The sequence below is a fragment of the Nocardia sp. CNS-044 genome, assembly GCF_059570515.1.
Genome location: NZ_JCANSX010000005.1, coordinates 643,601 through 665,202 on the forward strand (window position 1 = coordinate 643,601; position 21,602 = coordinate 665,202).

The following is a 21,602-nucleotide window of genomic DNA, read 5'->3' on the forward strand; positions in this document are numbered from 1 at the left end:
TCAGGACGCGCCGAACTCTCGTCGGAGTCGGGGCGAGCGGCAGCGGCGGGCACGGTGCTCGACCCTACCCCTGCATCCTCGCACCGGGTCCGCTGGTACACGCGGGACGCGCGAAACTCCTCACCCGCGAAGCGGGGTTACAGATACTGGCCCGAACCGCCCATCGACTGGTCGCCGCGCCCGCCGCGCGGGTCGACGGTGTGGATGCCGGGCGGCAGCGCGCCCTGACGCATCTGCTCGAGCTGCGCGCGGGCCGCCATCTGCTGGGCGAACAGCGCGGTCTGGATGCCGTGGAACAGGCCCTCCAGCCAGCCGACCAGCTGGGCTTGGGCGATCCGTAGTTCGGCGTCGGACGGCACCGCGTCGTCGGTGAAGGGCAAGGTCAGCCGCTCGAGCTCGTCGCGAAGTTCCGGCGCGAGGCCCTGCTCGAGCTCGCGCACCGAGGACTTGTGGATCTCCCTGAGCCGGGTGCGGCTCGCGTCGTCGAGCGGAGCCGCGCGCACCTCCTCGAGTAGCTGCTTGATCATGGTGCCGATACGCATGACCTTGGCGGGCTGTTCCACCATGTCGGCGAGCGATTCGCCCGAGTCGTCGCGGTCGTCCGAGCCGTCGGTCTTCTTGTCGCTGTCGGTGACCACCTGTCCGGTCAGCGGGGTGCCCGCGTCGGCCGGGATGACCAGCGGCTGCCCGTCGGGTCCGACCACGACGATGGAATCGGGTGACTCATCCGAGTGCGTCATGTTCCCTATCATGTCGCGTACTCGCCGAAGGCGCTAAACGGGGCAGTCGCCGGACGCGCTGAACGGGCCAGTCGCCGAAGGCGCTGAACGGGCCAGTCGCCGGACGCGCTGAACGGGCCGGTCCCGGTGCAGGCGGGTCGGTGCCGCGGCAGGGCGGCGCCGACTATTCTGTGCGGGTCGTGTGGTTCGGATTTTGCTGAAAGTCGGTTGCCATGCTGATTCGAATGCCCAGCTCCGCGGCGCCCTCGAAGCCGCGGCCGGGTGCCGATGGCCGGTCCGGGCGGGGTCCCTCGCCGTCGCGTTCGCGAGCGGCCGGGGAGGGGAAGGCGGTTACGCAGCCTCGCCCGCTGCCCTTAGAGTGGCCAACATGACTTACGACGTCGCGAGGGTTCGGGGCCTGATACCGTCCCTGGGCGACGGCTGGATCCACCTCGATCCGCAGGCGGGCATGCTTGTCCCTGACTCGGTATCTCGTGCCGTGTCAACGGGTTTCCGCACGTCGTCGTTCTCCCATATCGGCCGCAACGGCGCCGCGGTGCGCAGCGCGGCCATCCTCGACGCCGCCCGCGAGGCCGTCGCCGACCTGGTCGGCGGCGATCCGGCGGGCGTCGTGCTCGGCCCGGATCGGGCGGTGCTGCTCGCCTGGCTCGCGGAGTCGCTCAGCTCCCGGCTCGGCCTCGGCACCGGGATCGTGCTGTCCCGCCTGGACGACGAGGCCAATGTCGCGCCCTGGCTGCGGATCGCCAATCGATACGGCGCGCACGTGCGCTGGGCCGAGGTCGAGATCGAGACCTGCGAGATGCCGTCCTGGCAGTTCGAGGAACTGATCGGGCCGACGGCACGACTGGTGGCGCTCACCGCGGCCTCACCCATCGTCGGCTCCGCGCCCGCCGTGCGGGTGGCGGCCGACCGCGTGCACGAGGTGGGCGGTCTGCTCGTCGCCGACGCGTTCGGCGCGGCGCCGTACGCGCTCATCGATATCGACGAACTCAACGCCGACGTGGTCGCGCTGAGCGCGCCCGCGTGGGGCGGGCCGCAGATCGGCGCGCTGGTGTTCCGCGACCCCGCGTTCCTGGACCGGATTCCGTCGATGTCGTTGAATCCGTACGCGAAAGGCGCCGAACGGCTCGAGGTCGGCGGGCACCAGTACGCGCTGCTGGCGGGGCTCACCACGTCGATCGACTTCTTGGCCGGTCTCGACGAGCGGGCCACGGGCACCCGCCGCGAGCGGCTGGAAATCTCCATCACCTCGCTGCAGGACTACCACGACCAGCTGTTCGAGCACCTGATGGACGTCCTGGACAAGATCCCGAACCTGACCGTGATCGGCCGCGCCTCCACCCGCATCCCGACCGTCAGCTTCACCATGGCCGGGATGCAGGCGGAGAAGATCGCCGCCAAACTGGCCGACGCCCGTATCGGCACGCTCAGCGGCGTGCACGGCGGAAGCAGGCTGCTCGACGCGCTCGGCGTCAACGACGAGGGCGGCGCCGTGACCGTCGGACTCGCGCCCTACACAACCAAATTCGAGATCGATCAGCTCGGCCGCGCGCTCGCCGCGCTGGAGTGAGGCGGGTTCAGCTCGCGTCCACCCGCAGGACGACCTTGCCGAACGTGTCGGCGGCGTCCAGCATCCGATGCGCCTCGGCGGCCTCCGCGATCGGCAGTTCGGCGTGGATCACCGGCACGATGGTGCCGTCGGCGATCAGCGGCCAGACGTGCCCGCGCACCTCGGCGATGATCTCGGCCTTGCTTCCCGCGCCAGTGGCCGGGCGGTTGCGCACGTTGGTCGCGTGCACCGAACCCCATTTCGACAGCAGCGCGCCCAGGTTCAGCTCGCCCTTCACCCCGCCCTGCATGCCGATCACCACCAGGTGGCCGTGCTCGGCCAGCGCCTCGACATTGCGAGACAGGTAGGCCGCGCCCATGTTGTCGAGGATGATGTCGGCGCCCGGCCCGTTCGCGCCGGACCGCTCGGCGCGGACCGCGGCGACGAAATCGTCCTCGCGATAGTTGATCAGCACGCTCGCGCCGAGTTCGGCGCAGCGCGCGAGCTTCTCGGCCGAGCCCGCGGTGACCGCCACCCGCGCGCCCTTGTGCACCGCCAGCTGGATGGCGTGCGTGCCGATGCCACTGCCGCCGCCGTGGATCAGCACCAGCTGACCCGCGCGCAGACCGGCCGTCATCACCAGGTTCGACCACACCGTCGCCGCCACTTCGGGAAGCGCCGCCGCCGCGGCGAGGTCCAAACCGTCCGGCACCGGAAGGACCTGTCCCGCCGGGACGACCACGCGCTCGGCATAGCCGCCGCCGGACAGCAGCGCGCACACCCGGTCGCCGACCCGCCAGTCCCGCACACCCTCGCCGACCTCGGCGACGACGCCCGAGCACTCCAAACCGATGATCTCGCTGGCGCCCGCGGGCGGGTTGTAGCGGCCTTGGCGCTGGAGCAGATCCGCGCGGTTCACCCCCGCGGCCACCACGTCGATCAGCACCTCGCCGTGACCGGGCACAGGGTCTGGGGCCTTGCCCCAGGTGAGTACTTCCGGTCCGCCGAATTCGGTCAACTCGATCGCGCGCATCAACCCATAGTGCCCGCCGACCGCTCGACGAACCACCGATCGGCCGAGGACCCTGCGGGAACGGACACAACGGACTAGCGTTCCCCGCGTGAGCAGCTTCATCGACTTCCAGAACGAGATCTACCTGGGCGGATTGGGCGGCATCGTGCCCGAATTGCCCATGACGGCCGCGGGTTTGGAAAGACGCGCGAAGGAAGTCCTCGGACCTGCCGAATACGCCTACGTCGCGGGCAGCGCGTCGGCGGAACGCACCGCGGCGGCCAACCGCGCCGCCTTCGACAGGTACCGGATCATTCCCCGCATGCTGCGCGGCACCACCGGTCCCGGCGCGCGCGAGCTCTCCGTGGACGTGCTCGGCACCCGGCTGGCCGCGCCCGTGCTGACCGCGCCGATCGGCGTTCTCGAACTGATGCACGAGGGTGGCGAGGTGATCGTCGCCGAGGTCACGAAGGAACTCGGGATCGGGTCGGTGCTGTCCACCGCGGCCTCGTCCACCATCGAGGAGGTCGGCGCGGCGGCGGGCGAATGGTGGTATCAGCTCTACTGGCCGAACGATCCCGAGCTGGCGCGGTCCTTCGTGCAGCGGGCCGAGCGCGCCGGGGCGAAGGCCATCGTGGTCACCGTCGACACCCCGACCCTCGGCTGGCGGCCGCAGGATCTGGAGCTCGCGCACCTACCGTTCCTGCACGGCAAGGGCATCGCCAACTATCTGTCCGACCCGGTGTTCCGCGCGAAGCTGCCGACGCCGCCCGAGGAGAGCGAGGACGCCATGCGAATCGCGATCCTCACCTGGGTCGGGTTGTTCGGCAACCACAATCTGCGCGCCGCCGACCTCGCCCACCTGCGCGAATGGACCGATCTGCCGATCGCCGTGAAGGGCATCCTGCATCCCGACGACGCTCGCCTCGTGGTGGACGCTGGCGCCGACGCGGTGGTGGTGAGCAACCACGGCGGCCGACAGGTCGACGGCTCGATCGCGGCGCTCGACGCGCTGCCCGCGGTCGTCGCGTCCGTCGGTGACCGCGCCGACGTGCTGTTCGACTCCGGCGTGCGCAGCGGCTCCGACGTGCTGATCGCGCTCGCGCTCGGCGCCAAGGCGGTGCTGTACGGGCGGCCGTACGCGTACGGTCTCGGCATCGCGGGCCGCGACGGCGCCCGGCACGCGCTGCGGCTGCTGCTCGCCGACCTGGACTCGGCGCTCGGGTTGTCCGGATGCGCGAACGTCGCCGACCTGAACCGCGGCACGATCGCCGCCGTCCGGTGAACAGAACCGGGGTTTGCCCAGTTCAGGGCCGCTTAGAATAAGGCGGTGGAACCCGAACCAAGCGGTCGCACGGCCGAGCCCCGCTGGCTGAGCCCGACGGAGCAGCAAGCATGGCGCTCCTACATGGACGGCCATCAGCGGCTGATGACGGCGCTGAACAAGCAGTTGCAGCGCGACAGCGATCTCAGTCTCGCCGAATACCGAATCCTGGTGCTGCTCTCCGAAGCGCCGGGCCGCGCGCTGCGCATGAGCGAACTCGCCGACGGTGTGCTCTCCTCCCGCAGCAGGCTCACCCACCAGATCCGGCGCATGGAAGCGCAGCACATGGTGCGCCGCAACACCTGCGAAGAGGACGGCCGCGGCGTTGTCGCCGAGCTCACCGACGAGGGCATGCGCCGCCTCGAAGCGGCCGCCCCCGGCCACGTCGAAGCCGTCCGCACCGACTTCATCGACCTGCTCGTCCCCGAACACCTCGCCGTCGTCGGCGAGGTGTTCGCCCGCATCGACAAGATAATCGGCGAGCGAGCCGATTGAGCCGTCCGTTAGGATCGTGGGCCTGGAGACGTGGCAGAGCGGCCGAATGCACTCGCCTTGAAAGCGAGCGTCGCGAGAGCGACCGGGGGTTCAAATCCCTCCGTCTCCGCTCCGCTCATGGGTGGCCCATGCCCACGGAAAGCGTGGGCCTGGTTCGCTTCGCAATGTTTTGTGGGGGTGCAACCCCCACGCCCCGCCCGGCGGGCTTCGCCCCCGGACCCCCAGCTTGTGGTTGGGCTGAGCATGATTCGGATACTTGGCTCGGGGATGCGGAGCCTCGAGTCGTCGAGCTGTCCGCTCAGGGCGAGCAAAGATCCGAATGGTTGAGCCGTCCGCTCAGGTGCAGCAGAGATCCGAATGGTTTACCCGGCTGCCGAGTCGCGGACCGACATCTGGATCGTCGTCCAGCTAGGTTGTGCGGCATCTGATGTGCCGTCGGCCAGATCCTCTCGGCCTGCGAGTAGGTGGTGCCCTCGAGCGGTTCCGCTGGCTGATCGACGGACGGGGATTGGCCTACGCGGCTAGCTCGTGATTCGGAGGGCGTCATGAGGTTGCGCGGATGGTTCCCACGCGGCCGAGGCGGGCAGGATTATGCGGTGCGCCACCGCGATTCCGGCTAGCAGCAGCACCGCGATGATGGCGTCGAGCCAGTAGTGGTTGCCGGTGCCGATCACGATGACGGTGGTGAGGGCGGGGTGGGCGAGGGCGAGCCAGCGCCAGCGGGTGCGGGTCGCGGCGATCATGGCGACGGCGAGCAGCAGGGCCCAGCCGACGTGGAGGGAGGGCATGGCGGCGAATTGGTTCGACATGCCGTCGGAATGTGATGGGCCGTAGACGGATTGACCGTGCAGGGCGGCGAGGTCGACGAATCCGCGTTCCGGCAGCATGCGTGGTGGGGCGAGTGGCAGCAGGACGTGCAGCAGCAGGCCCGTGCCGGTCAGCCCGACCATGAGGTTGCGCGTCAACCGGTAGTGCCGGGGGCGGAAGATCCACAGCCACACGATCACACCGACGGCGACGGTGAAGTGCGCTGTCGCGTAATAGAAGTTGGCCGAGACGGCCAGCGGATCCCAACGTAGAAACGGCGCCTGCACGGTGGTCTCCGCCAGCATCCCGAGCCGGTCTTCGACAGCGAGGAGATCGTGCGCGTTGCCGAAGGCGCGCGCGGTGTCGTCCGCCGTGATCAGCCGCCCGAACCGATAACCGAGATAGAGCACGGTGATCAGCGCCAGCTGCCGGATCGCCTCGCCGCCGCGGCCGTGCACCGCCGCCCGCCACCGTTCGAGCGTTCCGGCGACCGAAGCCCCGAGTTCCAGCCGCGGACCGGGAAAACCGACAGCCACCATCGCCCGTGGCCTCCTTCGCCATTGAACAAAACGCCCGAAACGTTTAACCGGAGGTACATACTCCGTTTACCGTAACAGCGTCTGCGCGTTGGCAAACCGGTCTGTGACCCGAGGAACAGCTCGGGTCGGACCGGCGGGGCCTCAGGTGGTTTCGCGGCGGACGAAGTTCGGGCGCAAGTTGTCGTCGGGCGGGTCGAAGTAGCGGTGGAAGGTCGGGGTGAGGCCGGCGGAGATCGGCGGGTTGATCCAGCTCCAATCGGTGGGGCAGGCGCGGCCCGCCGCCTGCTCCTTCGCCACGTGGTCGCAGAACTGTTTCGCGACGGTGTGATGGTCGACGATGTGCACGCCTGCCTTGCGATAACTGTGCAGCACAGCGCGATTCAGTTCGACGAGGGCTTGGTCGCGCCAGAGGGTGCGCGGATGCGAGGTGTCCAGGCCCATCATGTCGGCGATCAGCGGGAGCATGTTGTAGCGGTTGGTGTCGCTGAGATTGCGCGCGCCGATCTCGGCGCCGACGTACCAGCCGTTGAACGGCGCGAACGGGTAGGTCACGCCGCCGATCTCCAGATTCATGTTGGAAACAGCGGGTACCGCATGCCATTTCAGGCCGAGCCCGGCGAACCAGTCGAAGTCGGGATGCTCGATGTGCACCTCGCGCGCCAGCTCCCTCGGCACGTCGAACCACCTGATCGGTTCGTCGGGCGTGCTGATCAGCACCGGCAGGATGTCGAACGGCGTGCCCGCGCCGCGCCAGCCGAGCTTCCTGGCGAACTCGGTGATCGCGACATTGGCGGCGTCGCCGGTGACCGTCCCGTCGCCGTTGCGGTAGCCCGCGTAGCGCAGCAACTGCGGACTGACGATGCGGTACTCGCGCCCGTCACCCTGGCGCGGCGGACCGACGGTGATCATGGACTGCACCGCGCCGCCGTTGGTCGCCATGTGCAGGTGCTGCCAGCACACCTCGGCCAGGTCGCGCGCCGAGCGCACCCGCCGCGCGTCGAGCAGTTTCAGTGAGCGCCAATGCTTTCGGCCGACGCAGCGGGCGTGATTGCGCCAAGCCAGCTTGGCCCCGATCAAAATCTCCTCGGCGGTCTGTAGGTAAGTGCCGGTCTGGCGCAGCTGTTCCAGCGCGGTGCGGCGGCGCTGCGCACAGAGGTGGGCGAGTTCGGGTTGTCGGTAGAAGTCGTCGCACTCGCGCAGGCGACGGGCCAGCGCCATATCCAAAGGCACGGTGTCGGCGGTGTTTTCGAGCGGCGGAACGGGCAACACGTGGTTCACGATCTTTTCTCCGGTCGGGCATCAGGTACTGCGGCGAAACAGACGGACACAACGATCGAGCAGAGAATTCGCGCTCAGGGGCGCGTCGGACACACCCGTCTGGTCGGTGGCGCGCGGTCCGGCGTTAGCAAGACTCGCCGAATTAGCCTCTGCGTAGCCGGAAAACCGATCGGGCGGTGTGGACGCGGGCGCGCGTAAGGCCGACCTCTGCCGGGGTCACGGCTGTGTGCGGTCATCGCGGTCCCCATCGACGCCTGAAGAATCGCCCGAGTGGGAGCGTAAGGCCGGTGTGCTGGCGGTGTGCCCGAATTCGAAACAATCGTGAACGCCCGGATCGTGAAAGTGGCGCTGGTCACAAATCTTTCGAATGTGGGCAGGGACTCGAGATGGCGGCCCGCGTTCTGGCACCATGGCAAGCATGCTGTCTCGGCGTTGGGCGCGGCGACGGCTCGCAGTCGTCGCCATGAGCGCCGCATTGCTCATCGGTGCTTTCGGCGCAGGCGCGCCTCTCTCGATGGCCGCGCCCGACAAGCCGAGCACCGGCTCCTCCGACGGACCCGCTCCGGCCGAGCCCACCACGGCGGCGCCCGCCACGCCCGCGATCGAGCGCATCGAACCGATCACCGACCGCCGGGTGCGCGTATTCGTGAAGTCGCCCGCGATGAGCCGCACCGTGCAGGTGCAGGTGCTGCTGCCGCGTGACCAGAGCCGCAGCAGGCCAACCGTCTACATGCTGGACGGGCGCAGCGCCGAACCCGACACCAACAATTGGATCGAGCTCGGCAAGGCCGACCGGTTCTTCGAAGACAAAGACGTGAACGTGGTGCTCACCGTCGGCGGCCCGGCCAGCTTCTACACCGACTGGCAGCGGCCCGACCCGGTGCTCGGCACCAACCAGTGGGAGACCTTCCTGACCAGGGAACTCCCGCCGCTCATCGACGCGGAGTTCGACGGCAACGGGCGCAACGCGATCATGGGCGTCTCGATGGGCGCCGAGGCCGCGATGATGCTCTCCTTCCGCAGGCCGGAGCTCTACCGCGCCGTGGCCGCGCACAGCGGCTGCTTCTCCACGGGCACCGATATGGGCCAGGCCCAGGCGCGTGCCGTGGTGGCCACCTATCAGGGCGAGCCGGACAACATGTTCGGCGACGAGAACGACCCGGACTGGCTCGCCCACGACGTGCTGCTGCACGCGGAAGCGTTGCGCGGCAAGGCGATCTACCTGTCCGTCGGCAGCGGTCTACCGGGCAAGTACGACGCGCCGGGCAACCCGGACCTGGTCAGCACCATCGCCTTCGGCGGACCGCTGGAGGCGGCGACCAACGCGTGCACCCGCAGGCTGGTCGACCGGTTCACCTCGCTCCGGATTCCGGTAACCGCGAATTTCCGTGCAACCGGGACGCATTCGTGGCCGTACTGGGGCGACGAGCTCGCCACCTCATGGCCGACGATCTACCCCGCGATCCGCTGACGCGGCGCGGGGGTTCGCCGGTCTGACGCGCCGCAGTTCGCGGAATCGGCCCGGACCCGCCGCTGTCAGAGAAAGCGGGCCAGGACGCCGGGGTCGGTGGCGAAGGCGAGGAACTGGTCGTTCTCGTGCGAGTCGCCGACGGTGACCCGCACGCCGTCGGCGCCGTACGGCCGCACCAGCACGCCCGCTTCCGCGCTCGCCTCGCCGAACTCCGCGCTGCGCGCGCCCAGCGGCAGCCAGACGAAGTTCGTCTCGCTCGGCGGCACCGAGTAACCCGCCGCGAGCAGCGCCGCCCGCATCCGGTCGCGCTCCAGGACCACCGCGTCGGTGCGGTCCAGCAGCTCGAGGCGCGCCTCCAGCGAGGCGATCGCGGCGGCCTGCGCCACCCGGTTCACGCTGAACGGGATGTGCACCTTCATCAGCGCCGCGATCACCTCCGGATCGCCGACCGCGTAGCCGACCCGCAGGCCCGCCAGACCGTACGCCTTCGAGAAGGTGCGCAGCACAACCACATTCGGCCGGGTGCGGCCCAGCTCGACGCCGTCCGGGCGGTCCTGCGGTGTGAGGCGCAGGTACTCGTAGTACGCCTCGTCCAGCACGACGAGCACGTGCGAGGGGACCGCGTCCAGGAAGCGGATCAGCGCCTCGCGGCCGTGCGCGGTGCCGGTCGGGTTGTTCGGGTTGCAGACGAAGATCAGCCGGGTGCGCTCGGTCACCGCGGCCGCCATCGCGTCCAGGTCGTGCGTGAGCTCCGGCGTCAGCGGCACCTGCACGGCCGTCGCGTTGCCCACCTGGGTGACGATCGGATACGCCTCGAACGAGCGCCAGGCGAACAGCACCTCGTCGGTCGGTGCGGCGCAGGTGATCTGAACCAGCTCCTGGCACAGCGCGACGCTGCCGCAGCCCACCGCCACGTGCGCGGGCGTGACCCCGAGGAACTCGGCGAGCGCGGCGCGCAGGTCGGCCGCCTGATTGTCCGGGTACCGGTGCGCGAGCTCCGCGGCCTCGGCGATCGCCTTCGCCGCCGCGGGGAGCGGCGGCAGCGTGGTCTCGTTGCTGGCCAGCTTGACCGCGCCCGGGTGGCTGCGGCCGGGGGTGTAGGCCGGGATGGCGGAGAGGTCGGGACGGATGCGCGGTGTCACCCCTCCACCCTAATCGGCGACAGCAGGGAGTCCGGTCCCCACCTGAGGTCCGCCCACGAGCCGATTCCCCAGGCCGGAATCGCCCCTTCCGTACCGGAAAAGTTGCGGGTAATGGCTGCTCACGTGCAAATTCTCGCGAAGAACAGCGGCTCGCCCTACGCTGGTTTCATGTCGGGCATTTATGACGATATCGCCCCGCTACGCGGTGGCGACGACCTCGAGCAGCGCCCCACCGAAGGCAGCCGGGTGCCCATCACCGTGATCGAACCGGAGGGCAACTCGCGCGGCGGAATCGTGGTGCTGCACGAATCCCGGGAGTTCAGCGGCGCACTGCTGGAGTTCATGCGGGCGCTGGCGACCGAGGGTTGGACGGTCGTCGCGCCCAATCTGTTCCACCGGGCCAACGGCGAGGAGCCCCCGCACGAGGTTTTCGGCGACGAGCTCTTCGAAGATTTCGACGCCTGCTTCGACTGGCTGACCAGGCGCGGCGTCTTCCCCGACTGCATCGGCGTGCTCGGCTTCGACCACGCGGGCACCGCCGCCTTCCTCGTCGCCACCAACCGCCCGATCGGCGCCGCGGTCAGCATCGCCGCCGCGGGCATCACCGAACCGCTCACCGACGAGGCCGATGCCCTCTTGCGCGTCGCCCCCAACCTCCAGGCCCCCTGGCTCGGTCTGTTCGGCTCCGACGACCCGGCCACCCCGCCCGCCGACGTCGACCGGCTGCGCGACGCCGCCGCCCGCGCCTCCGTAGCCAGCCTGGTGGTCTCCTACCCCGGTCTGCACCACCGCGCCGACAACCCCGGCGCCGATGACGACGACAACGCCACCGCCATCGCTTCCCAAACCAGGATCTTCGACTGGTTCGACAGCAACTTACGCTGATAACCAGGCGTTTTGTTATCTGGTCGTTGGGTCATGTAACCTTCATGCTCGGCGGTTCGAAAGGACCGGTGCCCTCGAAGAGAAGGCTCCAGGAGGCGTGCCAGAGCGGCCGAATGGGACTCACTGCTAATGAGTTGTCCCTTCACGGGGACCGGAGGTTCAAATCCTCTCGCCTCCGCCACACCCGGTTCGCCGGGTGACAACTGAACAACGCTATGCGCCCGTAGCTCAACGGATAGAGCATCTGACTACGGATCAGAAGGTTAGGGGTTCGAATCCCTTCGGGCGCACTCTTCAGAAGGCCTCTCCTTTGTACAAGGAGAGGCCTTCTCGCATTTCCGGCTACGCCGATCGACGATGATGTCACGCCAGGCGGGAGGCTTGCGGCGGGATTGCGCGGTCAGCGGGCCGTGATGGTCGCGCGCCGGTACCGGTCTCCGTCGCGGCCGACCGGTGGGTATGCGTAGTGGATATCCGAGAACGCGGGTAGCGGAGTACGCGTGCCCGAGGGGTGGGGGGTGCGGGAGTCTTGGGGAGGCGGGCCGGGCGTGGGGATCGGGTCAGGGGCCGATATCCACCGGTGACGCCCTGGCGCCCGCGCACACCGTCTGACCACGGCTTTCGAGTAGTCGAGTACTCGTGATCGCGCCCGCGAAACGCGCGACCATGAAGATCGAACTCTTCCGCAGACGATCGGACGGAGGCCAGTCATGCGGGACGTGGTCGTGTTGATCCCCGGAATCGGCGGTTCCGTGCTGGCCCGCGACGGCAAGGAGCTGTGGGCTCCCACGCCGGGCGCGGTCCTGCGCGGCGTGTTGTCCCTCGGGCGCAGTATCAAGAAGCTGCGGCTGGACGGCGACGATCCCGCCGCCGCCGACGTGGACGGCGTCGTCGCGACGCGGGTCGTGCCGGATCTGCACATCGTGCCCGGTCTGGATTGGAAGATCGACGGCTACACCCGGTTCCGCAACCAGCTGGTCGAGCGGTTCGGGGCGGTCGAGGGCGAGAACTACTTCGAGTTCCCCTACGACTGGCGGCGCGACAACCGGGCGGCCGCAGCGAAACTCGCCAGGTCGGCGCACGACTGGCTGCGGAACTGGCGGGAGAAGTCCGGCGCCGCCGACGCGAAACTGGTCCTGATCGGGCACTCGATGGGCGGCATCGTCTCGCGGCTCTATCTGGAGCAGCTCGACGGATGGAAGGACACCCGCAGGTTGATCACCTTCGGCACGCCCTATTCCGGGTCGATCAACGCCCTCGACTTCCTCGCGAACGGGTTCCGCAAGAGCTGGGGACCGTTCGACGTCGACCTCTCCGACCTGCTGCGCTCGTTCACCTCGGCGTATCAGCTGCTGCCGTCGTACCGCTGCGTGGCAGGGCCGGACGGCAAGTGGCTGAATCTCGACGACGCCAGCCTGGATTGGAGTGGCACCGGCGTGGACGCCGCCCGGCTGCGGGATGCCGTCGAGCTGCACCGCGGCTTGCGCAAGCAGGTCGACGACCGGATCGCCGAAACCGGACCCGGTTACGAGATCCGGCCGGTCATCGGCGACTTCCAGCCGACGCGGTGGGCCGCGCGACTCACCGACGGCCGGATCGAGGTGCTGTGGGCGCGCAAGGCCGCGGGCGAGGACGGCGGCGACGGCACGGTCCCGAAGGTGTCCGCGATCCCGCACGAGCTGATGGACGGCTGGCGCAATGCCTCGTTCGTGAGCCAGAAGCACGGGTCGTTGCAGAACGACGATCCGGTACTCGACCATGTGGGCGGCGTTCTGCGTACCGCCGAATTCGGTGGCGTCGACGTCTTCCCCGCCGTCAAGGACCCGGTCGCGCTCGAGGTGGAGGACGTCACCACCGACGAGCCGATGGTCGTTCGCGCGAAAACGGTCGACCCCGCGGCGGCCTTGGTCGCGACGGTGAAGGATCTCGGCCGTGGCCTGTCCAGCAGGTATCCGCTGACCGAGGCGTCCGACGGTTGGCGACAGGTCACCCTGGCCAGCCTGCCCCCCGGTGACTACCGGATCACAGTGTCCGCCGACACCGTCCATCCGGTGACCGATCTGGTGAGCGTGGTAGACCTCGACGAGGTCGCCCGCAGTGCGGAAGGGCCGGGATAGCGATGCCGTCGGACCCCGCGCAGGCCTTCCACCGATTCGACATCAGTGTGCTGGATGCCGGTGGGCGCGTGTGGGTCTCGGCGTCCTCGCCCCAGGGCGCGGTGTATGCCGTGCCGCGCCCGCCGCCCACCTGGACCCTGCCGGACGGTTTCGAAGCGCCGTCCGAGTGGCTCAACGCGGTCGTGCGCAATGCCTGTTCCGGCGTCGAATCGACCGCCGTCGACATCGGGCGTGTCCTGACGCGACTGATCTTCGAAGTACCCGAGATCGACAATCTGTTCGCGCGAACCCGAGGCGCCGCCAGGCACGCCGGGGCGCAGGTGCTCGTCCGCGTCCAATCGGCGCCGCAGCACGTCAACGCCTGGCCGTGGGAGCTGCTGCTCGATCCGGAGGACGGCATCGCCGGAGGGGTCGACTTCCTCGGCTGCGCTCGGGATACGCACATCCTGCGGCTCGGGCGCTTTCGCACCTACCCGGTTCAGCAAGCGCCGGACCCGATCGAGGCGCCGTTGAACGTCCTGATCGTCATGTCGAGCCCGATGCCGAAGGTCGGTGAGCAGAACCGGGAGGCGCTGTTCGACCTGTACGCGGCGAAGCGCGCCTTGCTCGACGGGCTGCAACCGCTCGTGCGGCAGGGCAGGCTCAACATCGTCGTCGAGGACCGTCCGTCGACCGAGCGAATCCGGCAGACCATTCGCCGCCAAGCCGACGGGTTCCAGATATTCCACTACCTCGGGCATGCCGCGCCGAACGGCTTCAAACTCGAAGACGCCAGCGGCCGTGGCCGTTTCGTGCACAACGCGGAACTCTGCAAAATTCTCTCCGAACTACCCGACCTGCGGCTGGCGGTCTTCGCGGGATGCGAGACCGCGCGGGCCCCCGCCGCTGCCGCGGACGACGATTGGCGTGGTCAGATGTCCACCGCCGATTACTTCGTGCGCGACGTCTGCCCGATGGTCATCGGCATGCAGACGGTGCTGCCGTTCGGCACCGAGAAGATCTTCACCAGTTCTTTCTACGAATCGCTCGCCGCCGGGCACACGGTGGCGACGGCGCTGCGCCTGGCCAGACAGGCGATCGCGACCGACGAGTTCTCCGGTGGGGCACTGCTGAACTGGGTGGTGCCGACGCTGCACGTCGGCGCCAACGAGCCGGGCGCGCTGATCGACAAGCGCACCCGCGGCAGGCCGATCGTGTTGCGGCCGCGCGTCTACCGCCCGTTCGGCATCGCGCAGGGCGACCCGAGGTTCATCTCGCGCCTGACCGAGCTGCGCCAAGCCATCGACGTGCTGGGCGGAAAGACGCCCGCCCGGCTACTGCACGTCAAAGGTGTCGCGGGCAGCGGTAAATCGGCGTTCGTGGACCGCGTGCTCGATGATCTCGACGACGAGGTGGTCCGGGTGTTCGTCGCCGCTCGCTGGCTGCTCGACGAGTCCAAGTGCAGGCGCCGGGATCACAACCCGGTCGGGATACTGCACGACGCCGTGGCGGCCGCGATGACGGACAGCGGCATGAAACTGCCACGCGGCAGCCTGGCGAAGGACCCGATCGATCTGTGGGGAAACCTGCTCGGCAAGCTCGAGCACACACGCTTCGTGCTCGCCGTCGACGAGGCGGAACTGCTCGCGGGCGACGAGCGCGGCGCCGCCGCGTTGCGCGCGCTGAGTGAACTGCTGGACCGCCGCCTGCCCGCCAGGGTCGCGATCACCTCGACCAACGGCGTCGCCGGGCTGACCGACCGCCCCGACATGCCGTCGCGGACCAGGGAAATACGGCTGGACCTGCTGGCCTGGCCCGAGGTGTGGCAGTGGATCCGCAGCAATCAGCCGATCCTCGTCCGCTTCGGACCCGCCGTCCTCTCGCGCCTGTACGCCGATCTGTCGCGCCTCGAACAGTGGGACCAGCTCGCCGACCGAGTGCGGGCACTCGCCACACCTCCGTCGGCGGAAGCGCTCGCGGCCCTCGCACGCGAGAACGTCGAGGAGGTAACCGCACCGGTGGACGCGCAGGACCTGTTCACCGCGGCGACGGACCCGGGCAGGACGAAGCGCCCGCTGCGGCTCGCGCTGGCCGGGGCGGCGTCGGACACCGCCGGTGAGCTCGCGCGCACGATCACCCAGTTCGCCGGAGAACGCGGCGTCGCCGGGCGGGCGGTGCTGTTCGGAACCGGCGACAGCGCGGCCGTATTCGCCGAAGTGGTTCCCCTCGACGGCGTGACGGATCGAGATCGGTTCGCCCAGCAGGCGTGCGCGGACATCGTCGTGGTGGACGACGTCTCGGACGCGGCGATGCTGCACGGCCGGGACCACCTCGTCGTCGGTACCGCGGCCTCGGGGGTCGAGCACGCCGCGGGTGCTGCTCGGCGGCGCCTGTTGATCGCGGGTTCCGTCGACCATGCCGGGCCGGTCGATGTCGTCGTCGACCCGGTGCAGCCCGGCACGTCGGCGGAGATCGAAGCGGCCATCGCGGCGCTGATCGTCTGGGCGACAGCCCGCACGCTCGACGCCGCCCACGTCCGAACCCTGTTGCTGGAGACCGCCGAGAAGACGCGGCTCGCGGACGGGCGGGTCGTGCGACGGCTGAATGTGGCAACGGCGCTGGACACGCTGCGTAAACGCGACATCGTCGAAACGATCGGATCCGACAAGCTCGACCTGCCGCAGGTACTCGCCAGGACGGGCGCCCGATCGGATCAGGCCATCTCCTTGGTCGACAAGCTGGTCGAGAACGGCACGCTGGTCAAGACCGTCAACGATGGCGTCGAGTGGTTCACTCGGCCGGATCGGTGACGCCGCTCAGCGCCAGGCGGGTAGTTCCGGCAGCGGGCCGGACAGATCCCGGCCGGGGGAGCGGCCGGTGAGCCAGGCGAGCAGGGAGGCGGCCGGGCCGAGGACGGTGTGGGTAGGGGCGCCGGGGGTGAGGGAAGTGGTGAAGTCGAGGTCGGTGGCTTGGATGTCGAAAGGTGGAGTGTCGGGGGTGAGGAGGTTGGCGATGTCGCCTGCGACGCGGGGTAGGGCGCGGGTGACGAAGGAGGCGGGCCAGTCGGCGGGACTGTAGGGGGCGGCGAGGTCTACATGGTGGATTTCGACTTCGAGCAGCCGCATCCACGGGATTTCGGCCGCGGGGATGGCGCGGCCCTGGCGGGTGCGGACGGTGGCGGTCCAGGCTTCCGGCGGCGCTGTCGTGGCGAGGGCCGACCAGCGGTCGGCGGCGGCTTCGATGTCGCGAAGTTGTTCGGCGATCGGCCGCGGCGCGCCCGCGTCGATGTCGAACTCGCGCAGGAACGGGCTCGCGTATTGCGGTGTCTCGATGCCGGTGCGGGCCCAGATCAGGAGGTTGAGCAGGCTGTCGGCGTTGCGCGCGAGGTGGGCGAGCACGTGCCCGCGAGTCCACCCCGGCAGCAGCGAGGGGTCGATGACGTCGCCGTCGCCCAGACCGCGTGCGGTGTCGAGCAACCGGGCGGTCGCGTCGGCGACCTGGTCGAGCAGTTCGTGCGGCGTGGGATCCTGCGCGTCGCTGGTCACGCTCTCGACCTTAGTGGGCGCGGCCGGGCGAGGTCCGTCGAACCGCGCACGGCCGCAGGACTACTCGGCGACGAGCCGATCGAGGCGCTGATCGGTGACGACCGCGTCGGCTTCGATCTCGACCAGCAGGGCAGGCGTGATCAGGGCCTGCACTTGGTACATCGACGCGGCGGGCCGGATCGATCCGAACACTTCGGCGTGCGCGGCGGCGACCTCCGGCCACCGCGCGATGTCGGTGACGAAGATCCGCGTGCGGACGACGTCGGCCAGCCGCGCTCCGGCCTGGTCGAGCGCAACGGCGATGCGGCGCAGGGTTTCTTTGGTCTGCTCGCCGATGTCGTCGCCTCCGACGGCGGTCCCGCCCGGTCCCGCCGCGGTGGTCCCGCTGACCGCGACGAAGTCGCCGACGCGCACCGCCCGTGAGTAGCCGACGACGTCTTCGAACTCGGATTCCGAGGAGATGTTCACGCGCTCTGCCATGACGACAGCATGCTTCAGGACCAACCGGGGTTGCCACCATTGATTTCGAACAGCCCCCCAGCCACGCGAACCCGTCAAGGTCCGCCGACCGGTTCGGCCCACTCCCTGCCCTCGACGACCACCGCGACGGCCAGCGTGAGCAACCACAGCGACATCGACCCCACCTGGATCCGCTGGGCGATGCCGAGCGCGTAGTCGCCGGACAGGTTGTCGGCCACCAGCATCCACACCGTCGCCGCGGACCCGGCGACCAGCGCGACAACCCCGAACTCGCGCAGGATCCGCCAGCGGTGATAGCGGAAGGCCGCCAGGCTGAACGCGAAGACCGAGACCGCGATCGAGGTGACCGCGAGCGTGCTGGTCAGCGCGTGCGGCTGGTGCAGCTGCGGGAACAGCCCGTCCTGCTCGCCGCAACCCGGCTCGCCCGGGGTGCAGTCGCGCAGCGGGAGCAGCACGTCGGCGATGGTCGCCGCGCCGAAGCAAGCCAGCGCCACCCAGCCCACGGTGGTCAGCCTGCGCCGAGGGAAGATCAGCAGCGCGGCGAGCGCTGCGGGGATGAGCAGCGCGCCGACGATCTTGTCCGCCGTACCGAACACCTCGCGGTAGGGCTTGCCTTCGGCGTCGAGTTCGCTGAGGAAGGAGTTCACCGGGTCGGCGTCGATGGGCAGCACGAACTCCAGCACCCAGGACGAGTAGCAGAGCCCGGCGATCGCGATCGCGGCGGCGATCACCCAGGACGCGATCTGCGCGCGTCGTTCGGCGATCCTGCTCCCGTCGTCGGTCACCCTGCCCATTGTCGGCGAACCGTTCGGTGCGGAGTCCGAGGCGAAAGATGCGTGTTTCCCGCGGTTCGCACGACTTCGACACGCGGTGCACAGGCTACTGTCAGGTTGTCCGGCAAGTCTGGAGTGGAAGCGAGGAGGTTTCCATGATCGGATACGCGACAGCCGCAGCAGGTTTGGCGATGATGGCGACGATGGTGCTGTCGGGTTATCTCGCCGCCAACGCGCCGCGCACGCTGGTGCGCGTGCGCCACCGGTAACCCCTGCGTCAGCCGGGTTTCCGGCCCAGCGCGGCCTGCACTCGATCGGCCGCCGCGGCCGGGTTCTCGTGTTCCCAGATCCGCACCACCTGCCATCCGGCGGCGTGCAGGGTCGCGTCGGTGGCGCGATCGCGGGCGACATTGCCCGCGAGCTTGGTCGCCCACCATTCGGCGTTGTTCTTCGGATAGGTCGCGTGCTCAGGGCAGCTGTGCCAGAAGCATCCGTCGACGTACACCGCGACCTTGCGCCGCGGAAAGACCACGTCGGCGCGGCGGCGTTGGCCGCGAAGGGGCGCACGGTCCACGAAATAGCGCAGCCCCCGCCGGTGCAGTTCGCGGCGCAGGGCCAGTTCCGGCGCGGTCCCGCTGCGCCGCTGCCTGGCCAGCCGGGCGCTGGTCGCGGCATCGGTGCGTGGGCGTTCGATCATCGGCTCAGGCCGCCCAGCCGCCCATGCGGTCCAGGTGGTTCTCCACGTCGGTGAGGAAACCGTCGGGGAACCGCAGCGAGCCCATTCCCGCCCGCCGCAGGAATCCCGCGGTGGCGCGCGCGGAGAGCAGGCGCGAATCGGTGAGGAAGTTCTTCAGGTCCTCGTACGGCTCGTGCACCGGCCAGGTGGACACCGGCACCCGGTAGGCCGTTCCGCCCCGGCCCCACGCCGCCGTCGGCCACGGCTGACCGGTCAGCAGGACCCGATCGTGCGGAATCGGATCCAGCGGCGCGGCGAGTCGCGCGCCGACCCAGGCCGCCATCCGCACGCTGACCGCGTTGCCGATCAGTTTCCAGCGGTGTCCATGCCGGATGCCGCGGACCGTGGTGGCGGGCGCGGTCCAGTCGGCGGCGAAGCCCTGCAACCGTTCTCCGTCGACCAGGCCGGGTGTCACGATCTCGCCCGACGGCAGTCGCACGGCGGGCGGGCTCGCGATGCCCAGCGCCGACCCGCCTTTCAGGGTGGGCACCGCGTTCACCGCCCAGCCGAGCCCGCGCACGCCCTCGGTCCAGTAGAACCCGCAGGGGTCGCTGTCCGCGTCACCGAGGTCGAGCGGTCCCGCGTCGTCGCCGAAGAGCACGCGGCGCGGATCCTCGGTGCGCGAGGCCAGCATCAGCACGCGCTGGCGGCGCTGCGGCAGGCCGAAAGCGCGCGCGTCGACGACGCGGTATGCCCAGGTGTAGCCGAGTTCGTCCAACGCCTCGGTGATGTGCCGCATGGCCGCACCGCGGCCCAATTGCAGCATGAACGGGACGTTCTCGATCAGCAGCCAGCGCGGCCCGCGCTTGCGGCGCACCAGACGGAACACCTCGTCGACCAGGCCCGAGCGCTGGCCGGTGATGCCCGCGGTGCGGCCCGCTTGCGAGAGGTCCTGGCAGGGAAACCCGGCCGCTACGAGTTCGGTGCCCGCGGGAATGCCGCGCAGACGGGTGATGTCGGAATGCAGCGGGACGTCGGTGAAGTGCGCGGCGAGCACCGCCTGAGCGCCCGCGTCGATTTCGCAGAGCAACTCGGAACGCCAGCCGTGCTCGGCGAGACCGAGCTCGAGCCCGCCGATCCCGGCGAACAGCCCGACCATCCGCCCGCCCGTCACAGTCATCCCTTCTCGCGATTCCACGACGGGCGCCAACACGTCCGCGCTCCGTGTCCCGCACAGCACGTTACTCGAGCCCGTCCGCGCGGACCACCGGCAGGACCCGCCGGTACGCGTCGACTCGGAGGTCGCGGCCACCGTGTCGATTCGCGCGTCTTGCTGCGGATTAGCTCGGCCTCCTCGATAATCCCAATCGGCCGAATCTAGATCACGGCTGCTTCTCCTGCTCTTCCGCTTGGCCTTCCGACGCCGACGGCGTCGGCGCGCAGTTCCCGGAACACTCATGCGAACGCCAGGAAAGTGAGTCCTGATGCAGTCTCCGTCCACCAAGCGTGGCAACTTCCCCGATGTCGTGGTGACCAGCCTCGCGGCGACCACTTCGATCGCGGGTGATGTCGACTCCACCTGGAAGGGGTTGTTGAACGGCGAGAGCGGCATAGATGTCCTCGAGGATCCGTTCATCGACCAGTTCGAGTTGCCGGTGCGTATCGGCGGGCACCTGAAGGTGGCCCCCGATACCGCCCTGTCCCCCGACGAGGTCCGCATGCTGGCGTACGTGGAGCAGATGGCCACCGTGCTCGCCCGCGAGGTCTGGCGCAACGCGGGCAGTCCCGAGGTGGATCGGGATCGGCTCGGCGTCTCCGTCGGCACCGGCCTCGGCGGCGCGGAGGCCATGATCGACCAGCGCGACAAGTTGCACAACGGCGGCTACCGCAAAGTCTCGCCGCTGGCGGTGCAGTGGATCATGCCGAACGGCCCGGCCGCGTGCGTCGGCATAGAAGTCGGTGCCCGGGCGGGGGTCTGCACACCGGTCTCGGCGTGCTCGTCCGGCTCGGAGGCGATCGCCAACGCCTGGAAGATGATCGTGATGGGCGACGCGGACATGGTCGTCACCGGTGGAGTGGAGGGCTCCATCCAGGCGCTTCCGATCGCGGCGTTCACCATGATGCGGGCGATGAGCACCCGCAACGACGATCCGAAGGCGGCCTCGCGGCCGTTCGACGTGGACCGCGACGGATTCGTCTTCGGCGAGGCGGGGGCGATGATGGTGCTGGAGACCGAGGAACACGCCAAGGCCCGCGGCGCGACCATCCACGCCCGGCTGCTCGGCGCGGGCGTCACCTCCGACGGCTTCCACCTCGTCGCTCCCGACCCGGAGGGAACCGGCGCCGCGCGCGCGATGACCAGGGCGCTGCACACCGCCGGACTGACGAAAAGCGATGTCGCGCATATCAACGCGCACGCCACCGCGACCCCGATCGGCGACACCGCCGAGGCGCTGGCGATCGGCAAGGCGGTCGGCTCGCACGCGTCGGTCTACGCGCCGAAATCCGCGCTCGGCCATTCGATCGGCGCGGTCGGCGCCCTGGAGTCGGTGCTCACCGTGCTGAGCGTGCGCGACGGCGTCGTCCCGCCGACGCTGAATCTGGAGAACCAGGACCCCGAGGTCGACCTGGACGTCGTCAAGGGCGGCGCGCGGCATGGCCGCATCGACTACGCGATCAACAACTCGTTCGGTTTCGGTGGGCACAACGTGGCGATCGCGTTCGGAAGGTACTGAGGCAAGGGGAAGGCAGCGGGTGATACTCGTGCCGCATGACTGCGATCCGCAGACC

The 21,602-nt window shown here is 69.5% G+C and carries 18 protein-coding genes and 3 tRNA genes; 11 read left to right on the forward strand and 10 right to left on the reverse strand.

Going from position 1 to position 21,602, the window contains the following annotated elements; genetic code table 11:
- Window positions 1-137: 137 nt before the first annotated feature.
- Window positions 138-740: a bacterial proteasome activator family protein gene (locus tag T333_RS03910; protein WP_354998112.1), complete on the reverse strand. Its 603-nt coding sequence runs from the start codon at window positions 738-740 to the stop codon at window positions 138-140.
- Between the two features lie 367 nt (window positions 741-1,107).
- Between T333_RS03910 and T333_RS03915 the strand changes: the two genes are divergently transcribed.
- Window positions 1,108-2,310, forward strand: coding sequence for a cysteine desulfurase-like protein (locus T333_RS03915; protein WP_067789854.1), 1,203 nt, complete (start codon window positions 1,108-1,110; stop codon window positions 2,308-2,310).
- 7 nt (window positions 2,311-2,317) lie between these two features.
- Here T333_RS03915 and T333_RS03920 read toward each other — a convergent pair whose 3' ends face one another.
- Window positions 2,318-3,322, reverse strand: coding sequence for an NAD(P)H-quinone oxidoreductase (locus tag T333_RS03920; protein WP_357255888.1), 1,005 nt, complete (start codon window positions 3,320-3,322; stop codon window positions 2,318-2,320).
- A gap of 88 nt (window positions 3,323-3,410) precedes the next feature.
- Here T333_RS03920 and T333_RS03925 point away from each other — a divergent pair, with 88 nt between their 5' ends.
- From T333_RS03925 to T333_RS03935, 3 genes are all read left to right on the forward strand, one after another.
- The gene (locus T333_RS03925) at window positions 3,411-4,586 is read left to right on the forward strand and encodes an alpha-hydroxy-acid oxidizing protein (protein WP_496423688.1); all 1,176 of its coding nucleotides are present in this window, start codon (window positions 3,411-3,413) and stop codon (window positions 4,584-4,586) included.
- Between the two features lie 123 nt (window positions 4,587-4,709).
- The gene (locus T333_RS03930) at window positions 4,710-5,120 is read left to right on the forward strand and encodes a MarR family winged helix-turn-helix transcriptional regulator (protein ID WP_354998987.1); all 411 of its coding nucleotides are present in this window, start codon (window positions 4,710-4,712) and stop codon (window positions 5,118-5,120) included.
- Window positions 5,121-5,144: 24 nt separating this feature from the next.
- A tRNA-Ser gene (locus T333_RS03935) sits at window positions 5,145-5,229 on the forward strand.
- 412 nt (window positions 5,230-5,641) lie between these two features.
- Here the strand turns inward: T333_RS03935 and T333_RS03940 are convergent.
- Together T333_RS03940 and T333_RS03945 are read right to left on the reverse strand one after the other, a co-directional pair.
- Complete coding sequence (locus tag T333_RS03940) at window positions 5,642-6,466, reverse strand: phosphatase PAP2 family protein (RefSeq protein ID WP_496423689.1); 825 nt, start codon at window positions 6,464-6,466, stop codon at window positions 5,642-5,644.
- A 141-nt stretch (window positions 6,467-6,607) separates the two neighbouring features.
- Window positions 6,608-7,684: a nitric oxide synthase oxygenase gene (locus T333_RS03945; RefSeq protein WP_496424133.1), complete on the reverse strand. Its 1,077-nt coding sequence runs from the start codon at window positions 7,682-7,684 to the stop codon at window positions 6,608-6,610.
- Window positions 7,685-8,162: 478 nt separating this feature from the next.
- Between T333_RS03945 and T333_RS03950 the strand changes: the two genes are divergently transcribed.
- Complete coding sequence (locus tag T333_RS03950) at window positions 8,163-9,215, forward strand: alpha/beta hydrolase (protein WP_496423690.1); 1,053 nt, start codon at window positions 8,163-8,165, stop codon at window positions 9,213-9,215.
- A 65-nt stretch (window positions 9,216-9,280) separates the two neighbouring features.
- Here the strand turns inward: T333_RS03950 and hisC are convergent, their stop codons facing one another.
- Entirely contained in the window at window positions 9,281-10,357 is a 1,077-nt protein-coding gene (gene hisC, locus T333_RS03955) for a histidinol-phosphate transaminase (protein ID WP_354998103.1), read from the reverse strand.
- A 168-nt stretch (window positions 10,358-10,525) separates the two neighbouring features.
- Here hisC and T333_RS03960 point away from each other — a divergent pair, with 168 nt between their 5' ends.
- From T333_RS03960 to T333_RS03980, 5 genes are all read left to right on the forward strand, one after another.
- Window positions 10,526-11,242: a dienelactone hydrolase family protein gene (locus tag T333_RS03960; protein WP_354998102.1), complete on the forward strand. Its 717-nt coding sequence runs from the start codon at window positions 10,526-10,528 to the stop codon at window positions 11,240-11,242.
- Window positions 11,243-11,333: 91 nt separating this feature from the next.
- Window positions 11,334-11,423 (forward strand) — tRNA-Ser (locus T333_RS03965).
- A 36-nt stretch (window positions 11,424-11,459) separates the two neighbouring features.
- Window positions 11,460-11,532 (forward strand) — tRNA-Arg (locus T333_RS03970).
- Window positions 11,533-11,952: 420 nt separating this feature from the next.
- The gene (locus tag T333_RS03975) at window positions 11,953-13,359 is read left to right on the forward strand and encodes a lipase/acyltransferase domain-containing protein (protein ID WP_357255870.1); all 1,407 of its coding nucleotides are present in this window, start codon (window positions 11,953-11,955) and stop codon (window positions 13,357-13,359) included.
- A 2-nt stretch (window positions 13,360-13,361) separates the two neighbouring features.
- Complete coding sequence (locus tag T333_RS03980) at window positions 13,362-16,148, forward strand: CHAT domain-containing protein (protein WP_496423691.1); 2,787 nt, start codon at window positions 13,362-13,364, stop codon at window positions 16,146-16,148.
- 6 nt (window positions 16,149-16,154) lie between these two features.
- Here T333_RS03980 and T333_RS03985 read toward each other — a convergent pair whose 3' ends face one another.
- From T333_RS03985 to T333_RS04005, 5 genes are all read right to left on the reverse strand, one after another.
- On the reverse strand, window positions 16,155-16,883 hold the full coding sequence (locus T333_RS03985) for a maleylpyruvate isomerase family mycothiol-dependent enzyme (RefSeq protein WP_496423692.1): 729 nt from the start codon (window positions 16,881-16,883) through the stop codon (window positions 16,155-16,157).
- A 60-nt stretch (window positions 16,884-16,943) separates the two neighbouring features.
- On the reverse strand, window positions 16,944-17,363 hold the full coding sequence (locus T333_RS03990; RefSeq protein WP_357255866.1) for a RidA family protein: 420 nt from the start codon (window positions 17,361-17,363) through the stop codon (window positions 16,944-16,946).
- A gap of 74 nt (window positions 17,364-17,437) precedes the next feature.
- Entirely contained in the window at window positions 17,438-18,148 is a 711-nt protein-coding gene (locus T333_RS03995) for a DUF998 domain-containing protein (RefSeq protein ID WP_357255864.1), read from the reverse strand.
- 265 nt (window positions 18,149-18,413) lie between these two features.
- Entirely contained in the window at window positions 18,414-18,833 is a 420-nt protein-coding gene (locus T333_RS04000) for a very short patch repair endonuclease (RefSeq protein WP_357255862.1), read from the reverse strand.
- A gap of 4 nt (window positions 18,834-18,837) precedes the next feature.
- Window positions 18,838-19,992 carry a DNA cytosine methyltransferase gene (locus T333_RS04005; RefSeq protein WP_354998095.1) on the reverse strand — a complete coding sequence of 385 codons (1,155 nt, stop codon included), beginning with the start codon at window positions 19,990-19,992 and terminating at the stop codon, window positions 18,838-18,840.
- A gap of 304 nt (window positions 19,993-20,296) precedes the next feature.
- Here T333_RS04005 and T333_RS04010 point away from each other — a divergent pair, with 304 nt between their 5' ends.
- Window positions 20,297-21,547: a KasA/KasB family beta-ketoacyl-ACP synthase gene (locus T333_RS04010; RefSeq protein WP_496423693.1), complete on the forward strand. Its 1,251-nt coding sequence runs from the start codon at window positions 20,297-20,299 to the stop codon at window positions 21,545-21,547.
- Window positions 21,548-21,602: the final 55 nt, after the last annotated feature.

Coding starts and splice junctions, on each gene's coding strand:
- T333_RS03910 (WP_354998112.1), bottom strand. CDS start 740: ATGACGCACTCGGATGAGTCACCCGATTCCATCGTCGTGGTCGGACCC.
- T333_RS03915 (WP_067789854.1), top strand. CDS start 1,108: ATGACTTACGACGTCGCGAGGGTTCGGGGCCTGATACCGTCCCTGGGC.
- T333_RS03920 (WP_357255888.1), bottom strand. CDS start 3,322: ATGCGCGCGATCGAGTTGACCGAATTCGGCGGACCGGAAGTACTCACC.
- T333_RS03930 (WP_354998987.1), top strand. CDS start 4,710: ATGGACGGCCATCAGCGGCTGATGACGGCGCTGAACAAGCAGTTGCAG.
- T333_RS03940 (WP_496423689.1), bottom strand. CDS start 6,466: ATGGTGGCTGTCGGTTTTCCCGGTCCGCGGCTGGAACTCGGGGCTTCG.
- T333_RS03945 (WP_496424133.1), bottom strand. CDS start 7,684: ATGGCGCTGGCCCGTCGCCTGCGCGAGTGCGACGACTTCTACCGACAA.
- T333_RS03950 (WP_496423690.1), top strand. CDS start 8,163: ATGCTGTCTCGGCGTTGGGCGCGGCGACGGCTCGCAGTCGTCGCCATG.
- T333_RS03960 (WP_354998102.1), top strand. CDS start 10,526: ATGTCGGGCATTTATGACGATATCGCCCCGCTACGCGGTGGCGACGAC.
- T333_RS03975 (WP_357255870.1), top strand. CDS start 11,953: ATGCGGGACGTGGTCGTGTTGATCCCCGGAATCGGCGGTTCCGTGCTG.
- T333_RS03980 (WP_496423691.1), top strand. CDS start 13,362: ATGCCGTCGGACCCCGCGCAGGCCTTCCACCGATTCGACATCAGTGTG.
- T333_RS03990 (WP_357255866.1), bottom strand. CDS start 17,363: ATGGCAGAGCGCGTGAACATCTCCTCGGAATCCGAGTTCGAAGACGTC.
- T333_RS04000 (WP_357255862.1), bottom strand. CDS start 18,833: ATGATCGAACGCCCACGCACCGATGCCGCGACCAGCGCCCGGCTGGCC.
- T333_RS04005 (WP_354998095.1), bottom strand. CDS start 19,992: ATGACTGTGACGGGCGGGCGGATGGTCGGGCTGTTCGCCGGGATCGGC.
- T333_RS04010 (WP_496423693.1), top strand. CDS start 20,297: ATGCAGTCTCCGTCCACCAAGCGTGGCAACTTCCCCGATGTCGTGGTG.